A 16048-nucleotide genomic window follows, 5' to 3' on the forward strand; every position below is an offset into this window, starting at 1 on the left:
GATCAGCAACAACTACAGAATTGCCCACCGATCAGCGTCACGTCATGGCTGCCTGATCATGAGCTTTAAGGTAGCAAGACTTACAAGATAGAACACATGCAGTTGGATCGGTCGCCGAATGGCGGGTTTTCACTTATGCTTAACGGTAAGGTGACGGTCCGCTCCCGGCCCCATTGCGGTCGTTCCGTCTATGCTAAGCCGACGTCCCATATTGAGGAGTTTCCATGCTTTAGCTTTATTCAATGGCGGGTCGTCGAGTCACACCCCCTCAAGATGGTTATCGATTTGGGCTCGGCAGCTGACAATGAAAACTCAACGGTAGTTTCCGCACCACATGAGTGGGAAGTGGTCAGAAGCCACATAGGACGAAGATTTTTCTGGACCGAGAGCTGAGATCAATTACCCTCTGCAGCCTAAATTTCGCTGACGTTTTCTGCCTTGGACTTTCCGGTTTTGCGGTCTTGTCCGATATCGTAGCTGACTTTTTGCCCGTCCTGAAGCGCGCCGCCAAAAGTCACAGCTGAGATATGAACAAACACATCGGGCCCACCATTTTCAGGGGTAATGAAGCCGAAGCCTTTTTCGTTGTTGAAGAATTTCACAGTTCCGGTAGCCATCGTTTCCTCATGTATCGTTGTTGCTGGTCTACCTCTATCTTTCTTAACATGTTGCCGCAATCGGAAATACAAATCGCACGATCAGCTGCGGTAAATAGCTAAGAACGTTCAGACATGAAAGTGGCGTATCAGGTCGGTTAGCGAGCAGCGGGCGTTTTCTTGATCCCAAGTCAGACGTTTGAGCGTCGGGAAACCGCCTCCTTAATTTTCATCCAAAAGACGTTCCGCAACCAATTCGTCGGTGACGATTATATTCGGATTGAGAAGTTTCATTGCTGCTTTAAATACTGAAATCTTTTGCCATCCACCGGATGCGAGTACCACTTTGCGTGCTGATCGAAGAGTTTCGGGATGGACAGCGATGACCCGATCGTTGACCTGATGCTCCACAATTTCGCCATCGGCATCAATAAAGCGACAAAGAACGTCACCGATTGCACCAGCACGCTCTAATGATGCAATTTCGTCTTTCTCGAGAAGCCCATATTTTACAAATGTAGAAGAGGGTGACAAGTCTCCGACGCTGATGATTGCGAGGTCCAGTTGTTCAGAACGCCTGAAGACTTCCTTTATTCCAGGATGTGTCATCAAAGCATCCCTTGTTTGCGCATCAGGTGCGAAAACCGGTGCAGCCATCAAAAGACATTCAGCTGAAAGGCGATCACCAAGCCGCCAGGCAAATTCAGATGGATTAAACGCGCTCACCTTAGTCAGCCCACCCAAAAGGGATACGACAGATACCCCTACAGAATCCTGTTGTGGAATGGAGTCCAAAGTAGAGCTGAGCGTTTTGCCCCAACCAAGACCGATCGTAATATTTCGATCAAGGCGGTCGGCAATGTATTCGCCCAAAATGGCACCAATGACTTCCGAAGTTTGTTCACTTTGCTGGGGCGAGGGGATAACGATGGCTCTTTCAAGGCCGTGACGCTCTTCAATGGCTCGCTCAAGTTCGATACACCGACTTTGTTTCGCGGTTACACGAATTTGAACAATGCCATCCTGACGAGCTGTCGCCAGCATCCTCAAAACTCTCGTACGGTTCAGCCCCAACTCCTGAGCCACCTGATCCTGGGTCATCCCCTCTTTATAATAAAGCCAGGCCGCGCGAACACGCAGGTCATCCTGAAAGTCACTCACTCGTTTGGACCTCTGCTTGCGATCATTTGTTTCGTTTTAATGCCTGACTGGACATGAGAACGCAAACAATTCATGATCGGCTGCTAGATGGAGACTTTGTCTGACTATCTACCCTCGGCGTCGAAACAGATCGACCATAATGGCCACGAGTACAACGCCGCCAACAATCACTCTTTGCCAGAAACCGGAAACGTTGAGGAGAACTGTGCCGTTAGCCAGAACAGTGAGCAATAGCGCTCCAAGGATTGTGCCGACAATTGAGCCCTGACCACCGCGTAGGCTGGTCCCCCCTAAAATGGCGGCGGTTATCGCTCCCATTAGCCAGCCTTCACCGACGGAAGGCTGTCCGGCGTCCATCCGGCTTGCAAATAAAATTCCCGCAAGAGCCGCGAACATGCCGGCCATACCAAAGACGAGGAATTCAACAAATCTTGTCTTAATGCCTACCAGTATAGCCGCTTCACGGTTGCCGCCGACGGCATAGATGTTGCGTCCAAATTTTGTCTGCGTGAGCATCCAAACAAGGGCTATGCCAGCTACTATAAAGATGATCACAGGAATAGGGACCGAAAGGATCTCACCCTTGCCAAACAACTGAAACGTCTCGCCTAATGGGCGTATCGGATAGCCTTTTGTGATTACCAGTGTGAGACCGGCAAAAATTTCCCAGGTTGCCAGCGTTACAATGAAGGGATTAAGCCGAAGGAAGGCAACAAAAAAACCGTTGATCAACCCAAGCCCCAGACCGAACAGCATAGTCAAAGGTATAATTGCGTAAGGGTGGATACCCAGAGTTGTGAGTAGAAGGGAACCAATAATAGCTGAAAGGCCGGCTGCAGCACCTACTGACAGATCAATGCCACCAACGAGCAGAACAAGCGTCTGACCAAGTGCGACCAGACCGACGAACGCTGCCTGACGCGCCACTACCGACATGTTGTAGGTTGTCAGAAAATTATCCGTCATAAAAGCAAGGACACCCATCAGGACAATTAAGGCAACCAGAACACCACTAGCTTCCCATTGCCAGAAGCGCGTAATCAGTGTTGTGGTGGTTTTGGAACGAATACCGTCCGAGATTGTATCGTGCGTCATCACATAGTCCTTAGCTCATTGCGAGTTGGAGCAACGATTCCTGCGAAACTTCGTCTGCGCGAGGCGTTCCTTTGACTTTGCCTTCGTGCATCACCATTATTCGGTCGGAAACAGTCATTACCTCTTCCAGTTCAGACGAGATGAATATGATCGACAGGCCTTCCCGCTCTGTAAATCGGCGCAGTTCAGCCTGTATTTCGAACTTGGCGTTCACATCTATTCCGCGTGTCGGTTCATCCATTATGAGAATTTTGGCGTTCTTCATCAGCCATCGGCCAATAATGACTTTCTGCTGATTTCCACCAGATAGGCTGGTGATGAGATCTTTTGGGGAACCGATCTTGATACGAAGGCGAGCTATAAACGCATCGACCTCTTCCATCAGGGCGCCATTGCTGATGGTTGCCAGACTGCGGAAGCGGTCGATTGACGGCAAAGCCATGTTTTCAGCAATGCTCAGAAGCGGGAAGATGCCTTCCTGTTTACGCTCTTCCGGCAGATACACCAGGCCACTGCGGATCATGGTTAAGGGAGTGGCGTTTTTTGTATCCTGTCCAAATACGCGGATATCGCCAGAGTCTGGCCGCGTCAGGCCAAATATGCATTTTGCCAGCTCAGTTCGACCTGATCCGATCAGACCGGAAACGCCCAATATCTCACCTTGATGCAGCTTGAAGCTGACATTTGTGAACTCGCCGGCTCGAGATAGGCCTTCTACTTCCAAAGCCGTTGTGGTTTCAGGCGGCGATCTGCGGACTGGGTGGACAAAATTTGCTACCGCTCTCCCCGCCATCATGCGCACCATATCGTCTTTTGTTGCTGTTGCGGGATCCAGTTCTCCAACGTAGCCGCCATCTCTCAAACCGGATATCCGGTCTGAGAGCTCAAGAATTTCGTCAAGACGATGAGAGATATAAAATATTGATCCACCTTGCCTGCGAAAGGCTTTTACATACTTGAATAATTTCTCTGTCTCGCGCCAGGTGAGCGCTGCCGTAGGTTCATCCAGGATCAGGATTTCTGCCGAGGTGGCAGCAGCACGGGCAATCTGTACCAGTTGCTGATGGGCTTTGCTGATATCAGAGACCTTCATGTCCGGGTCTATGTCGTCGTCGACTGAATGAAGATGGTAACTGGCGAGCCGCCGGGTTTTAGACCAGTCAATGCCTACACCAGATGGTCGTTTGCTATGCATTCCAAGCATAATATTTTCTGCAACGCTCAGATTAGGCACAAGATTGATTTCTTGTGGAGCTATCGTTATCCCAACAGACTGAGCCTGGCTTGGAGCGAGGAAGGATACTTTCTGATTGTTGCGCCAGATTGTTCCTGAACTTGGTTTTACCTTGCCTGAAAAGATGTTCATCAAAGTGCTTTTACCAGCACCATTCTCACCGATAATTGCGTGTATTTCGCTCTGTTTGATCCCGATCGAAACGTTTTGCAAAGCTTGAACAACGCCGTAGTTCTTGGAGAGATTACGCGCTTCGAATACGTAGTCAGACATAATGAACATCCCCATGTAAGGCGCGGACGCGTGCATGCGCGCCCGCAATCGGCCTCACTACTTGCAATCGTCTCTCGTGATGAAGCGTGAACCTGTGTCATGTGCCATCGGATATGTGTGGTTCTGATTCATTGCCACAAGATAGCGAACTGACCAGTAACCCATATCCCACTGACGCTGTGCCTTGAGCGCGGTTATCGTTCCATCGCAAACAGCATCCACGGCTTCAGGCAGGTCATCCATACCCACGATCGCGACTTTGCCCTGTTTGCCAGCATTCTTGATGGCACGCGCTGCGCCAATGGGATTGGACGCATTGGAGCCAAAGACCGCGGCGAGATCCGGATGGGCCTGAAGTGCATTTTCAGTTAGCGAAACTGCTTCTTCCAGAATGTCATTATCTGGCTGTTCGAACACGATTTGCATGTCCGGATACTGTTCGAGTGCTTTCTTGAAGCCTTTGATGCGCTGGACGTGGTCGGTGGCAGTTAGGCTTCCCGCCAAGATGCCTACTTTCCCTTTTCCGTTCAGGTGCTTTGCCAGAAACTCACCGAGATCGTGGCCGTCTTGTTCACTGTCTTTTGGACCGACGAACGGAAACTGGTCATCGCAAAAGGAATTAAATGTAATGACATTGACGCCAGCACTTTTTGCTTCGTTTAACATCTGCGTGTTTGTAGCCTGATCGAGGCATGCCACAGCGATGCCGTCTGGGCGACGACCTATATTGGTTTCTATGCGCTGATTTTGATCTGTTACATCCGCTTGTGGCGGCTGATCCCAGATCACATTTACTCTGATGCCTTGTTTTGCGAGTTCTTCAGCCGCAAATTTTGAGCCATCCGCGACCACATCGTACCAAGGGTGGATCACCTTCGGTATGAAGATGAAAGTCAACTCCTTGTCGATAGGCTTGATCAGATCCGCCTGGTTCTGGGCCAGGGCGGTGCTCGCCAGACCTGTTAATACAAGTGACGTCAGTATCGTCATGTTAAGGAAAGACATGGTTGCTTCCTCAGCTCCCTAATTTGTCATTGATATTCGGGCATGTTGTTTATCAGGTGTGATCACACTGCCCAGCGTGCCACGGCTTTGCGTTCTGCGCGTATAGGGGTGTTATTCATGAAGTCCCAAGTGCCTTCGAATGATCGTATTCCTGCCTGTGAGCCAAGACCGGTTGCCACCAGAGCTGCGGCAGATTGCGCAAAGCGCACCGCAGTTTCCGGATCGAAGCCCTTGAGCAGTGCGGTTGCAAAGCCCGCATCGAAAGCATCTCCGCAACCGCATGTGCATATGACGTCGACTTCAAAGGCGGGGATTAGAAACTTCGTTCCGTCGGAGTGATGATAATATGCACCGACACCACCAAGCGTGAGCACGCAGCATCCGACTCCTTTATCCAGAAAGAAGTGTGCAATGTCTTCAATGTCACGTAAGCCAGACAGTCCTTCGGCCTCCTCAATGGAGGGGATAAAATAATCGACGTAAGGCATTAGTGGTTCGACAAGTGGAAGGAACTCGGGCGTACCAGCCAGTAAATCGTGGGTTGTGATGCAGCCGCGTGCTTTTGCTTGTTTAAGCAACGCGACGCTCCTCGGGCCGTCCATGTTGTTCATGAGACCAGTGCCGCCCAGATGAACGACGCGTGAGTCGATAACCTGATCGAGCATCGCATCGTCGATGATGAAATCGGCCGTAGCTCCTTTCATGTGCATCGCCGGACGTGCGCCGTCTGAGCGAGTTGTCACAATTGTCGTAGAAGTGCGGGAATGCTCTAAAACTTGCATTGTGCTGGTGTCGACGCCGTGGCTCTCCAGTTGCTGGATAACCCATTTCCCCATGTGATCGGGACCAACTGCACCCACTGCAAGCGTTTTCAGACCCAGTTTTGCGGCGTCGATTGCGCAGCTTCCCGCAGTACCTGAAACTGCGAGCGTTATTTCTTCGACAAATGAAACACCGCCTCCCGAGGGCAGCCGGTCGATAGGATAACCAAGGCAATCAAACGTATAAAAGCCCACGGAAGCATAATCGTAGCGCATAAATCCTCCCAGATAGCGTCTGCGCACATTCATCCTGTGTGAACATTCATTGTGCACCACAAAATGAACATGTCAACATCACAAATTACGATTGTTCATAAGATATTGTGCTTTAAAGCGACTTGAAGTCGGGATAGCACCAAAAAGCACGTCTAAAGCAGTTTCAAAAAGAGCTTGCAAAACGAATAAAAATATAACTTAAAAGATAAATGTTCAAATAGGGGAGGCGCTCTCGTATGAAAGCTGCATTATTACGAGCACCAAACGAAATCGCGTGCGAAATCGTACCAGAACCGGAATTGGCTCGTGGCGACCTACTGGTAAAGGTCAAAGCAGCAACTGTCTGCGGGACGGATGTGCGCATATTCCGGGGTAAAAAAACCACAGGTATCCGTTACCCGTCGATTCTCGGGCACGAGTTTGCCGGTGAAATTGTAGATACAGGCGGCAATACCACTTTTATGTGCGGCGAAGCCGTCGGCGTTTGTCCCGCAATTCCATGCGGGCATTGTGCCAATTGTAAACGCGGATTTGAGAATATCTGCAGTAATCTCATTGCGATCGGGTACGAAATTGACGGAGCATTCGCAGAATATATCCGTATTCCGGCGCGTGCCGTTGAAAGCGAAAATGTATTTCGTCTCCCGCAAAATATTAGCTGGGAGAAGGCTTCTCTCGTTGAGCCATTTTCTTGCGTAATGAACGGGCAGGAGAAAATAGAGGTCAGTGTCGGTGATTTTATAGTGATCCTGGGAGCCGGGCCTATTGGGTTGATGCATATCAAACTTGCCCGTTACGCTGGGGCATATCGGATAATGGTAAGTGAGCCCAATCCTGCTCGTCGTGTTGCTGCGCTCTCCGCAGGTGCAGATTATGCTGTAGACCCGACGTCAGAAGATTTGCCTGAGAGGGTGAAGCATGAAACCAAAGGGCAGGGCGCGGACAAAGTCATCGTGGCTATTGGAGTGCCGAAGCTTGCAAATGACGCTCTGCAACTCGTGCGCAAACGCGGTTTTGTAAGCCTTTTCGCCGGTTTTTCTGCTTCGGAAACAGCAACGCTCGATGTCAACGCCATCCATTATGGCGAAATACAGGTCACGGGATCATTTGGCCTGACCCGTCTCCAGTTTGAGCGCTCTTTGAACATGATCGCTCAAGGTCACATTGAGCTGGATTCTCTCCTTACGCATCGGTTTGGATTGGACCAAATTGATGAGGCGCTGAAAACTGCTGAAAATGGTAGCGCGATCAAAGTTGTCGTTGCCCATGAATAAGCAAACGCCGGTTTATGCGGACAACGCCGTTGATGAACGGCTGTCGTCGATTGGGGGCAGCTATTCAGTCGTCATAATAGGTGGCGGTATAAATGGATGCGGTCTCTTTCGGGATCTTTGCGAGCAGGATGTGGACTGCCTGCTCATTGATAAAAATGATTTCTGTTCAGGTGCGAGTGCTGCGCCATCGCGCCTTATCCATGGTGGGATCAAATACCTCGAAACTGGAGAGTTTCGTCTGGTTAGGCAATCCGCTCAAGAGCGGAACCTTCTCCTCAGGAATGCCCCCCACTACGTGAAACCGCTGGAGACGATATTGCCGATTTATTCGCGGTTCGGCGGGATCGTGTCGTCAATCAAACGATTTTTTGGGATGAAATCGCGTTTAGTGGACAGAGGATCAATTATTATTTCGATTGGGTTGCGTCTTTATGATTTTTTTGGAGAAAAATTTCAGTCCCTGCCCAAACATGTAATGCTTTCAAAGAAAGCTGCCGTGTCGAAATTCCCTAAGATCACGAACCGAATTAAAGCAATTGGCATATATTATGAGGCTAGGGTCACGCATGCTGAACGACTGGGGGTCGAACTTCTGATCGACGGCCTTAAAGCTAATCCGAAAAGCAAGGTTTTGAATTATGTCCAGGTTGTTGGATCTGGTTCGGAAGGGATCACTTTCAGAAGTAAACTCGCCACTGGCGAAAAGACTGTCCAAACCGCGGTTATCGTAAATGCAGGTGGTGCATGGATCGATAACGTTAACCTGTCTCTCGGCATCACCACCACACTTATGAGCGGAAACAAAGGTTCGCATCTCATCATTGAGAACCAGGCGCTTTATGATGCCTTGCAGGGGCGAATGGTCTATTTTGGGTCTGCCGATGGGCGAGTCAATCTTGTGTACCCTTTCCTGGGAAATGTCATTGTCGGATCGACCGATATTCCTGAAATGGATATTGATGGCGCTGTATGCAGCGAAGAGGAACTCAACTATATGATTGGGGCGACACAGGAGGTCTTTCCAACCATCCCAATCAGTCCTGATCAGGTCAGGATGGCTTATTGTGGTGTACGTCCTTTGCCAGCAAGCAATCAAACTGATCCGGGAAATATTAGTCGGGATCATTCAATCGCAATCAATGCAATTCCAGGAACTCGGCTACAGGTCCTTTCGCTGATCGGGGGGAAATGGACGACATTTCGCGGATTTGCGGAAGAAGCAGCGAATCTTATTCTGTCGCACCTTGATAGGGTGAGAATTCGTAGTACCGCCAATCTCTCTATCGGTGGTGGTGCAAATTACCCTTTGACAGAGATTGATCGCAGCCATCTGTTAGATGCCTTGTCGGAAAAGCACGAACTATCCCGAGACCGTGCAGATATTCTTCTTGAACGATATGGGACCAGAGCCCTCGACTATATATCGATTTTGCAGGCACCAGAGACCGTCGTAAGGAGTTGTCCTTTTTACAGTATCGAGGAGCTGCGATGGATTGCGGCTTTCGAACAGGTGAGCCGACTTACAGATATTTTGTTTCGGCGTACCGATATCGCCCTTGCCGGTCGATTAACGGACGCCGTCATTCAAGAGATTGCGTCTGTCTTGGCAGGTGTGATGGGATGGAACGAAGATATAGTGCGCGGGGAGATCGCTCACGCGAGAAGCGAAGCCATCCGCAACAGAATTGAATTGAAACCAGTCAACTAAAATCTAGCAAGGGGATGCGGACGAAAACTTGGACTATCAAGGAGGTAGTTCATGTATTCCTACGAAGACCGGATGCGAGCTGTTGCGCTTTACATCAAGCTGGGCAAGCGCGCGAAAGCGGCTATTTGCCAGTTGGGCTACCCAAGCAAGAATGCGCTGAAGCGCTGGTGCCGGGAATATAAGCACCTTCTTGATCTGCGTTTAGGATTTGCGCCACGAGCCCCTAAGTTCACACAGGCGCAGAAGGAAGCGGGTGTTGTGGCCGCTCACAGAGCATTCATGCCATCTCTTTCGGGCACAACCAAGAATCGCACGAAAGATGCTAGTCTGCAAGGAATTCACTGTCTTTGGTTGATAAGGGCTGCGTACGATTTCGCAATGCTCTTGTTCCAGCTCCCTTTGCTGCCTTAGCATTTCGACGCGGCTGAACCAGAATGTCGAGCACGTTGCCATGCGTATCAATCGCGCGCCAAAGCCAATGCTTTGTCCCGCGGATTGAGATGCCGACGTCAACGACTTGCCACTTGTCACAAGGAGCAGGTCGATCCCGGCGGACACAATTTGTAAAATGCCGTCCGAAACGGTTGGCCCAAAGCCTGCTTGTTTTTCGACTGACAACGACACCACGTTCGGCGAGCAGATCTTCGACATCTGCAGTGCTCAAGGCAAATCAATGATAAGCCCAAACCGCATATGCGATAATTTCACGAGCGAAGCGAAAGCCTTTAAGGCGTGGCATACTAGATGGAATAATCATTCAACTCAATTCGGCTGCAATCTGCAAACAACTTGCTTGCCGCCTCACTGCTGCAGTGCAACGGGCTGACCACCCAGGCGCATCTACTGGACTTCAACTCTAAATCGGAGAGACACCGATCAAGTTGCCCCAGTTACCTGCTGAACCTTGCCCTAGAGTTAAAGTTACAGTGCCAGAGATTCTCATAATTGCCGTTGCACTGTCGCTTTTTTATGAACCAAAGTGAACCCGTCCTTTGAACGTGCCATGCGCAGTATCACAACAGTTTTGAGCCCGATTGGTTCGTCTAGCCGAGCTGTGCCTCAATAACGTGGAAATAGCTGCCACAACATCCGATTATTGACGCACGTCGAACGGTGCGATGACCTGACGAAGAAAGTCGATGAGTTTGCTTGCAGCCAGAGATCTTGGGTGATTTTTGGGCGTAAGAAGCCAGAGATCAATCGTTGTTTCTGGAACGATACGTCGTCTAATCAACATATCGGGGGCGAAATCCAAACCGACAAACGAGGGGACGATTGAAACACCCACACCACTGGCTACAAAACAGCAGGCAGTTTCGGAAAGCGGGACTTCGATGCGGTTTTTCTTTTGAACGCCTTTGATCTGGAAAGCGCGGTCAATCGTCATCAGGGAACAGTCGTCGCGAGCCAGAGAGATGAAAGGGTCGCTGCTCAAGTCTTCAAGATCGACCACGGCTTTGTCTGCCAGGGGATGACCCGCAGGCAATATACAAATCATTTCAAAACGTATGAGGCGCTCCGCTTCAACATTGGGGTTTTCGAAGGGCAGTACACTCAGACCGATATCGACTTGCTGTGCCGCGACAAGATCGATAATGCGCGGGGAGGGCAGACTGCGCATGGTAAAATGGATATCGGGCTGATCGGCAAGCAAAGGTGCCAGGGATTGGGCCAGAAACCGGGTGGTCAAGGCAGGCGGAGCGACAAGGGTTATCTCACCCCACTCCTGATTGCGCACAGCATCGGCCAGTCGCGCAACACGCGCCGTGCCTGAAAACATCTTGGCGACCTCAGTGGCAAGCATACGTGCTTCAAGTGTCGGTGTAAGACGTCCGTTTGTTCGGACAAACAGCTGGAAGCCGCATGCATCAGAGAAACTGCGTAGCAGCTTGCTGACGGCTGGCTGCGATATTCGCATACGTTCCGCAGCGTGTGTCACCGATCCGGTTTCGATTGTGTTGTGGAATGCTTCCAGCTGGCGGATGTTCATATAGATACTCTCATCAGGAATCGACAATATGAGTTTTGGTTATAATGATAGGATAATTTGATATTTGACAATTATGTCCCGGCTCGCTTTTCTCCTTGAAAACAAGACGGACTGATCGCTGACGCGATTTGTTCCAAAAAGGGGAATGAGCATGACATTGATCCGTAGTTCGGCCTTGGCCGCCACACTGGGTTCGGCCCTTGTGGCTTTGACGCTTTCGACAACAGCCCATGCTGGCATCTTGTCGGTCTGCGTCGAAGGTTCGCCAGAGATATTCAATCCACAACTGAGCAGCAACGGCACCACGTCCAATGTTCTCGGTAATATTTACGACAATCTGGTATCCGTGAAGGCGACCAGCTCCGATATTGAGCCGTCGCTGGCCGAAAGCTGGGCAGTTTCGGATGACGGACGGTCCTATACATTTAAACTTCGCAAAGGAGTGAAGTGGCAATCCAATGCCGGATTTACGCCTAGCCGGGATTTCAACGCTGATGATGTGGTCTTCACATTTGATCGGATGATGAAGGCGGACAATCCTTATGCGAAGATAAATGGCGGCAACTATGTCACGTTCAACACCAAGCTTGCCGATATTCTGCAATCGGTGAAAAAGATTGATGATGACACCGTCACTTTTACGTTGAAGGAGCCGCTGGCCCCTTTCATCGGAATTATGGCGCACCAATCACTGGCTATCACTTCAGCGGAATACGCGGATACTTTGTTAAAAGCCGGAACGCCTCAAGCGTTTGATATGGAGCCCGTTGGGACCGGCCCTTTTGCCCTGCAAGCCTATCAGCAGGATGCTATCGTACGGCTTATACCGTTCAAAGAGACATGGGGTGCAGCTATCGGTGACAAGAGCCGCACGCCAATGGTCGATGCGCTTAACATGGCAATCAGTACGGATGCATCAGTTCGGCTGCAGCGTGCTTTGGCGGGTGAATGTCAGATAGCACTCTACCCCAATCTCGCTGATCGCGAGATGATCGAGAAAAGTGACACACTTGATCTCAAACAAACCCCGGTGGCGTCGACCGGGTTCATTGATTTCAATTTTCGCGATGAAAAATTTCAGGATAAGCGCGTGCGAACAGCTCTCGCTGAAGCGATCAACGTGCCAGCGCTTGTCGATGCAGTCTATAGCGGCATGGGTGTAGCTACAGGAGCGCTCATCCCTCCTGTCTTGTGGGGGCACGCCAAGGACTTGCCGCCACACGAATATAATCCAGAAAAGGCTAGGGAACTTCTGAAGGAAGCAGGCTATTCAGATGGATTTTCGACGCAGGTATGGGCTGTTCCTGTTTACCGACCCTACATGCCAAATGGCCGTCGCGCCGCAGAAATGATCCAAGCAGACTGGGCAAAGATTGGCGTTAAGGCTGAAATCGTGACCTATGAATGGGGAGAGTATGTTCAGCGCGCCCGGGCAGGCGAAGCCCCGGTTGCAATGTTTGGCGGCATCTATGACTTCCCGGACCCAAGCCAGATTCCCAATAATTATTTCATCTGCGATTCCGAAGGCAAGCCAAGCCCATCCAATGTGGGTGCTTGGTGTGACAAGGAATTTATCAGCCTAATGAATGAAGCCGGACGTGTTAGCGACAAGGAGAAACGCATCGAACTTTACGAGAAGGCGCAGAAACGTTTCCATGAGGAAGCGCCTGCGGTAATTCTCGGCGGAGCCGATACGCTGACAACGGTCAGTAAGAATGTGAAGGGCTTTGAGCCCGCCATCTTCGGTACGAGCCGGTTTTCCGGCGTGACGGTTGATTAGATTTAAATTTTGGCGGCTCCCGGACAGTTCTGTCGGGAATCGCTTGAAATTGCGCATTTGCACGGGAGCGAATATGAAAGTTCTGATTATCGGTGCAGGTATACTAGGTGCCAGCACTGCCTACCATCTCGCCCGGAAGGGTATCAACGTTGAAATTGTTGATGCCAAGCATGAAGGTAAAGCCACGCTTGCAGGGGCAGGCATCGTGTGCCCATGGGCAACCAAGCTCGAGGACGGCCCTTTTTACGACATGTATGCCGCCGGTGCTGCCTATTATGCAACATTGGTGGACGCGCTTAAATCCTTTGGCGAAACTGACCTGGGCTACGGGAAGGTTGGCGCACTGGTCGTTGCGGAAGACAGGCAGGAATATGACGCTGCAGCTCAACGCATTGCTCATCGTGTTGCAAATGTTCCTGAAGCGGGTGTGGTCGAGCATTTAAGCTCAGCAGCAGCCCGCGCGAAATTTCCACCCTTGCGGCAGGGGATGGAAGCAATATTCATTCCTGGTGCTGCGCGTGTGGATGCCCGGTTGTTGGCGGCAGCCATGTTGCGCGCTGCCGTCTCTCTTGGCGCTAAAGTTGGTCAGGACCGCGTTACGCTTTCATTGAGGGAAGGAAAGCCGGTCTGTATTGCTAGCGACGGCACTTTGCGTGAGGCCGATGAAATCGTTGTGACGGCAGGGGCATGGGCGCCACAGATTCTAGCCTCGCTTGGCCTTAGCCATCCAGTCGAGCCTCAGAAAGGGCAGATCATTCACCTCCGTCTGCCAGGTGTTCAGACTTCGAACTGGCCGGTGCTTCTGCCGATGGGGAGCCATTATTTGCTGGCTTTCGACGATTCCCGCGTGGTTATTGGCGCAACGCGTGAGGACAATGCTGGTTTTGACTACCGTGTGACGGCAGGTGGTGAAGCGGAAGTGCTTAATGCCGGGCTCGCGGTGGCGCCCGGACTTGCTAACGCAACGCATATCGAGACGCGGATCGGCTTCCGTCCGGCATCCGGAAACGCGAAGCCCATTCTGGGCCGCGTTCCGGGTATTGCCGGACTGACCCTGGGAAATGGACTTGGTGCCGCAGGTCTCACCATCGGACCGTTTGCGGGCAAGTTGCTGGCGGATTTTCTGACTGATGCACCACTTGGCATTGATTTTGGAGTTTATGCGCCAGCGTAACATCCTCACTATCCAATAAATGAACCTAAAAGAGAGGTATAGTCATGGTAACTCGTTACCGGAAGCATCGCATCATGCATGCGGCAGTTGAACATAACGGCTTGATCTTTGTGGGCGGTCATGCGGCAACCGACATTTCGCTCGGTATGAAAGAACAGACACAACAGATATGCGCCAAGCTGGACGGGGTCCTGGCGGAGTGTGGTTCCGATAAAACGCAGCTTGTTTCTGCTCGCATCTATCTGAGTGACATGGCAAAAAAGGAAGAAATGAACGAAGCCTGGCTTGAATGGCTCGACGGGGATGATCTACCCTCCCGCGCTACCATAGGAGTGGCTGATCTTGGCGATCCGAAGCGGTTGATTGAAGTTGTGGTCGTTGCAGCAAGAAACTAAAATCAGTGATAAATCCGCCGATGATTTCGGCGGATTTTTATCTTGGGGGTGCGGACGAAAACTTGGACTATCAAGGAGGTAGTTCATGTCTTCCTACGAAGACCGGATGCGAGCAGTTGCGCTGTATATAAAGCTGGGCAAGCGTGCGAAGGCCACTATTCGCCAGTTGGGCTATCCAAGCAAGAATGCGCTGAAGGGCTGGTGCCGGGAATATGAGCATCGGTCTCAATTCATTGCTGGTTGGCGATCAATGTTGGTAAGAATTTTCCTTCATTCACGCGATTATAAAACGTTAGCATCGCGTATTTCCCTTCAAAATATATATTTTTTATAGACTATTTCTGCGGTGGCTAGGCGCTAAAAACCTCAGCCTTTCTCCGCACATCGATGCTCACACTCAAGAGGCGGCACATGCAAGCATTGCTTGAAAGAGAGACGGATGCCCCCGTCAGGCTTGATATCGAGGCTCATGCTGAAAACGTTGAGCCGTCGGTCCATATCGGAATGACGCGCTTGCCGCTCCGCCGGAAAGCAACTGTTGGCCGCACATTTCTGATAGGCGGCGGCAATGCGACCCGGCTCCTTTCTCCAATACTTCTATTGCTCGTCTGGCAGATCGCCGTCGGGGCGGGGTTGATCGATCGCGATATCCTGGATTCACCCGTCGCCGTTGTCCGCGCGCTTTGGGAGCTGACGGAATCAGGGGTCCTGCAGGAAAGCCTGATCGCGTCAGCGCAACGCTCGGCCTCCGGTTTCCTGATCGGTGCTTCCGCCGGCCTGGCTCTCGGTCTTGTGGCAGGCCTCTCGAATGTCGGCGAAAAGGCATTCGACGCGTTGATGCAAATGTTGCGCATGGTGCCGTTTCTGGCACTCATACCGCTCTTCATCGTCTGGTTCGGGGTTGGTGAGCAGCCGAAGATCACGTTGATCGCGGTGGCTTGCACGTTCCCGGTCTACATGAATACCTTCGCAGGCGTTCGCAATATCGATGCAAAAGTCGTCGAGGCCGCGCGGGTCTTCGGTCTGAACCGCATAGCGATCGCCACCCAGATCGTGTTGCCGTTGGCAATGCCGACGATCTTGATCGGCATACGGTGGGCCATGGGGTCGTCGCTTTTGGCGCTCGTTGCCGCCGAACAGATCAATGCCCGATCTGGCATCGGTTATCTGGCGCTCAATCCACGGGCGGCGCTTCGCACCGATATCGTTCTCGCCATCATCGTTCTTTACGCCTTTTTCGGCCTCTTCGTCGATGTGACGATCCGCACTATCCAGAGGATCGCTCTGCCCTGGCACAAGACAATCGTCGGAAGGGCCGCAGAGTGA

Annotated in this window: 15 protein-coding genes and 1 pseudogene; 8 read left to right on the plus strand and 8 right to left on the minus strand. The window is 51.2% G+C overall.

What is annotated here, in order from left to right; all coding sequences use genetic code 11:
- Positions 1-413: 413 nt before the first annotated feature.
- From ACSME1_RS21955 to ACSME1_RS21980, 6 genes are all read right to left on the minus strand, one after another.
- Positions 414-617, minus strand: a complete 204-nt coding sequence (locus tag ACSME1_RS21955) for a cold-shock protein (protein ID WP_105707808.1) — start codon at positions 615-617, stop codon at positions 414-416.
- 201 nt (positions 618-818) lie between these two features.
- Positions 819-1757, minus strand: coding sequence for a sugar-binding transcriptional regulator (locus tag ACSME1_RS21960; protein ID WP_181153677.1), 939 nt, complete (start codon positions 1755-1757; stop codon positions 819-821).
- Positions 1758-1865: 108 nt separating this feature from the next.
- On the minus strand, positions 1866-2852 hold the full coding sequence (locus ACSME1_RS21965; protein WP_105707810.1) for an ABC transporter permease: 987 nt from the start codon (positions 2850-2852) through the stop codon (positions 1866-1868).
- Between the two features lie 10 nt (positions 2853-2862).
- A complete protein-coding gene (locus tag ACSME1_RS21970; RefSeq protein WP_105707812.1) occupies positions 2863-4359 on the minus strand; it encodes a sugar ABC transporter ATP-binding protein in 1497 nt (498 codons plus the stop codon).
- Between the two features lie 57 nt (positions 4360-4416).
- Entirely contained in the window at positions 4417-5364 is a 948-nt protein-coding gene (locus ACSME1_RS21975; RefSeq protein ID WP_105707814.1) for a substrate-binding domain-containing protein, read from the minus strand.
- Positions 5365-5426: 62 nt separating this feature from the next.
- Positions 5427-6401 (minus strand): carbohydrate kinase family protein, encoded by a 975-nt coding sequence (locus ACSME1_RS21980; protein ID WP_105707816.1) that lies wholly within the window; start codon positions 6399-6401, stop codon positions 5427-5429.
- 236 nt (positions 6402-6637) lie between these two features.
- Between ACSME1_RS21980 and ACSME1_RS21985 the strand changes: the two genes are divergently transcribed.
- From ACSME1_RS21985 to ACSME1_RS21995, 3 genes are read left to right on the plus strand one after another with little or no spacing between them, the layout of a single operon-like run.
- Positions 6638-7675 carry a zinc-dependent dehydrogenase gene (locus ACSME1_RS21985; protein ID WP_105707818.1) on the plus strand — a complete coding sequence of 346 codons (1038 nt, stop codon included), beginning with the start codon at positions 6638-6640 and terminating at the stop codon, positions 7673-7675.
- Positions 7668-9383, plus strand: coding sequence for a glycerol-3-phosphate dehydrogenase/oxidase (locus tag ACSME1_RS21990; protein ID WP_105707819.1), 1716 nt, complete (start codon positions 7668-7670; stop codon positions 9381-9383). Before ACSME1_RS21985 ends, ACSME1_RS21990 begins: the two co-directional genes overlap by 8 nt.
- 51 nt (positions 9384-9434) lie before the next feature.
- Positions 9435-9794 carry a hypothetical protein gene (locus tag ACSME1_RS21995; RefSeq protein ID WP_181153680.1) on the plus strand — a complete coding sequence of 120 codons (360 nt, stop codon included), beginning with the start codon at positions 9435-9437 and terminating at the stop codon, positions 9792-9794.
- Here ACSME1_RS21995 and ACSME1_RS22000 read toward each other — a convergent pair.
- Both ACSME1_RS22000 and ACSME1_RS22005 read right to left on the minus strand, forming a co-directional pair.
- Positions 9742-10140 (minus strand): annotated as a pseudogene (locus ACSME1_RS22000) (IS6 family transposase); the annotation flags it as partial. The gene ACSME1_RS21995 and the pseudogene ACSME1_RS22000 overlap by 53 nt on opposite strands.
- 336 nt (positions 10141-10476) lie before the next feature.
- Positions 10477-11373, minus strand: a complete 897-nt coding sequence (locus tag ACSME1_RS22005; protein WP_105707821.1) for a LysR substrate-binding domain-containing protein — start codon at positions 11371-11373, stop codon at positions 10477-10479.
- A 151-nt stretch (positions 11374-11524) separates the two neighbouring features.
- Here ACSME1_RS22005 and ACSME1_RS22010 point away from each other — a divergent pair, with 151 nt between their 5' ends.
- The 5 genes from ACSME1_RS22010 to ACSME1_RS22030 all read left to right on the plus strand — a co-directional run bounded on the left by ACSME1_RS22010 (position 11525) and on the right by ACSME1_RS22030 (position 16048).
- Entirely contained in the window at positions 11525-13153 is a 1629-nt protein-coding gene (locus tag ACSME1_RS22010) for an ABC transporter substrate-binding protein (RefSeq protein WP_105707823.1), read from the plus strand.
- Between the two features lie 73 nt (positions 13154-13226).
- On the plus strand, positions 13227-14327 hold the full coding sequence (locus ACSME1_RS22015; RefSeq protein WP_105707825.1) for an NAD(P)/FAD-dependent oxidoreductase: 1101 nt from the start codon (positions 13227-13229) through the stop codon (positions 14325-14327).
- Positions 14328-14371: 44 nt separating this feature from the next.
- Positions 14372-14722, plus strand: a complete 351-nt coding sequence (locus ACSME1_RS22020) for a RidA family protein (protein ID WP_105707828.1) — start codon at positions 14372-14374, stop codon at positions 14720-14722.
- Positions 14723-14807: 85 nt separating this feature from the next.
- Positions 14808-15056 carry a hypothetical protein gene (locus ACSME1_RS22025; protein WP_105707829.1) on the plus strand — a complete coding sequence of 83 codons (249 nt, stop codon included), beginning with the start codon at positions 14808-14810 and terminating at the stop codon, positions 15054-15056.
- Positions 15057-15133: 77 nt separating this feature from the next.
- Positions 15134-16048: an ABC transporter permease subunit gene (locus tag ACSME1_RS22030; protein ID WP_181153678.1), complete on the plus strand. Its 915-nt coding sequence runs from the start codon at positions 15134-15136 to the stop codon at positions 16046-16048.

Origin of the sequence: Brucella pituitosa, assembly GCF_965577835.1 — a bacterium.
Taxonomy (GTDB): Bacteria; Pseudomonadota; Alphaproteobacteria; order Rhizobiales; family Rhizobiaceae; genus Brucella; species Brucella pituitosa.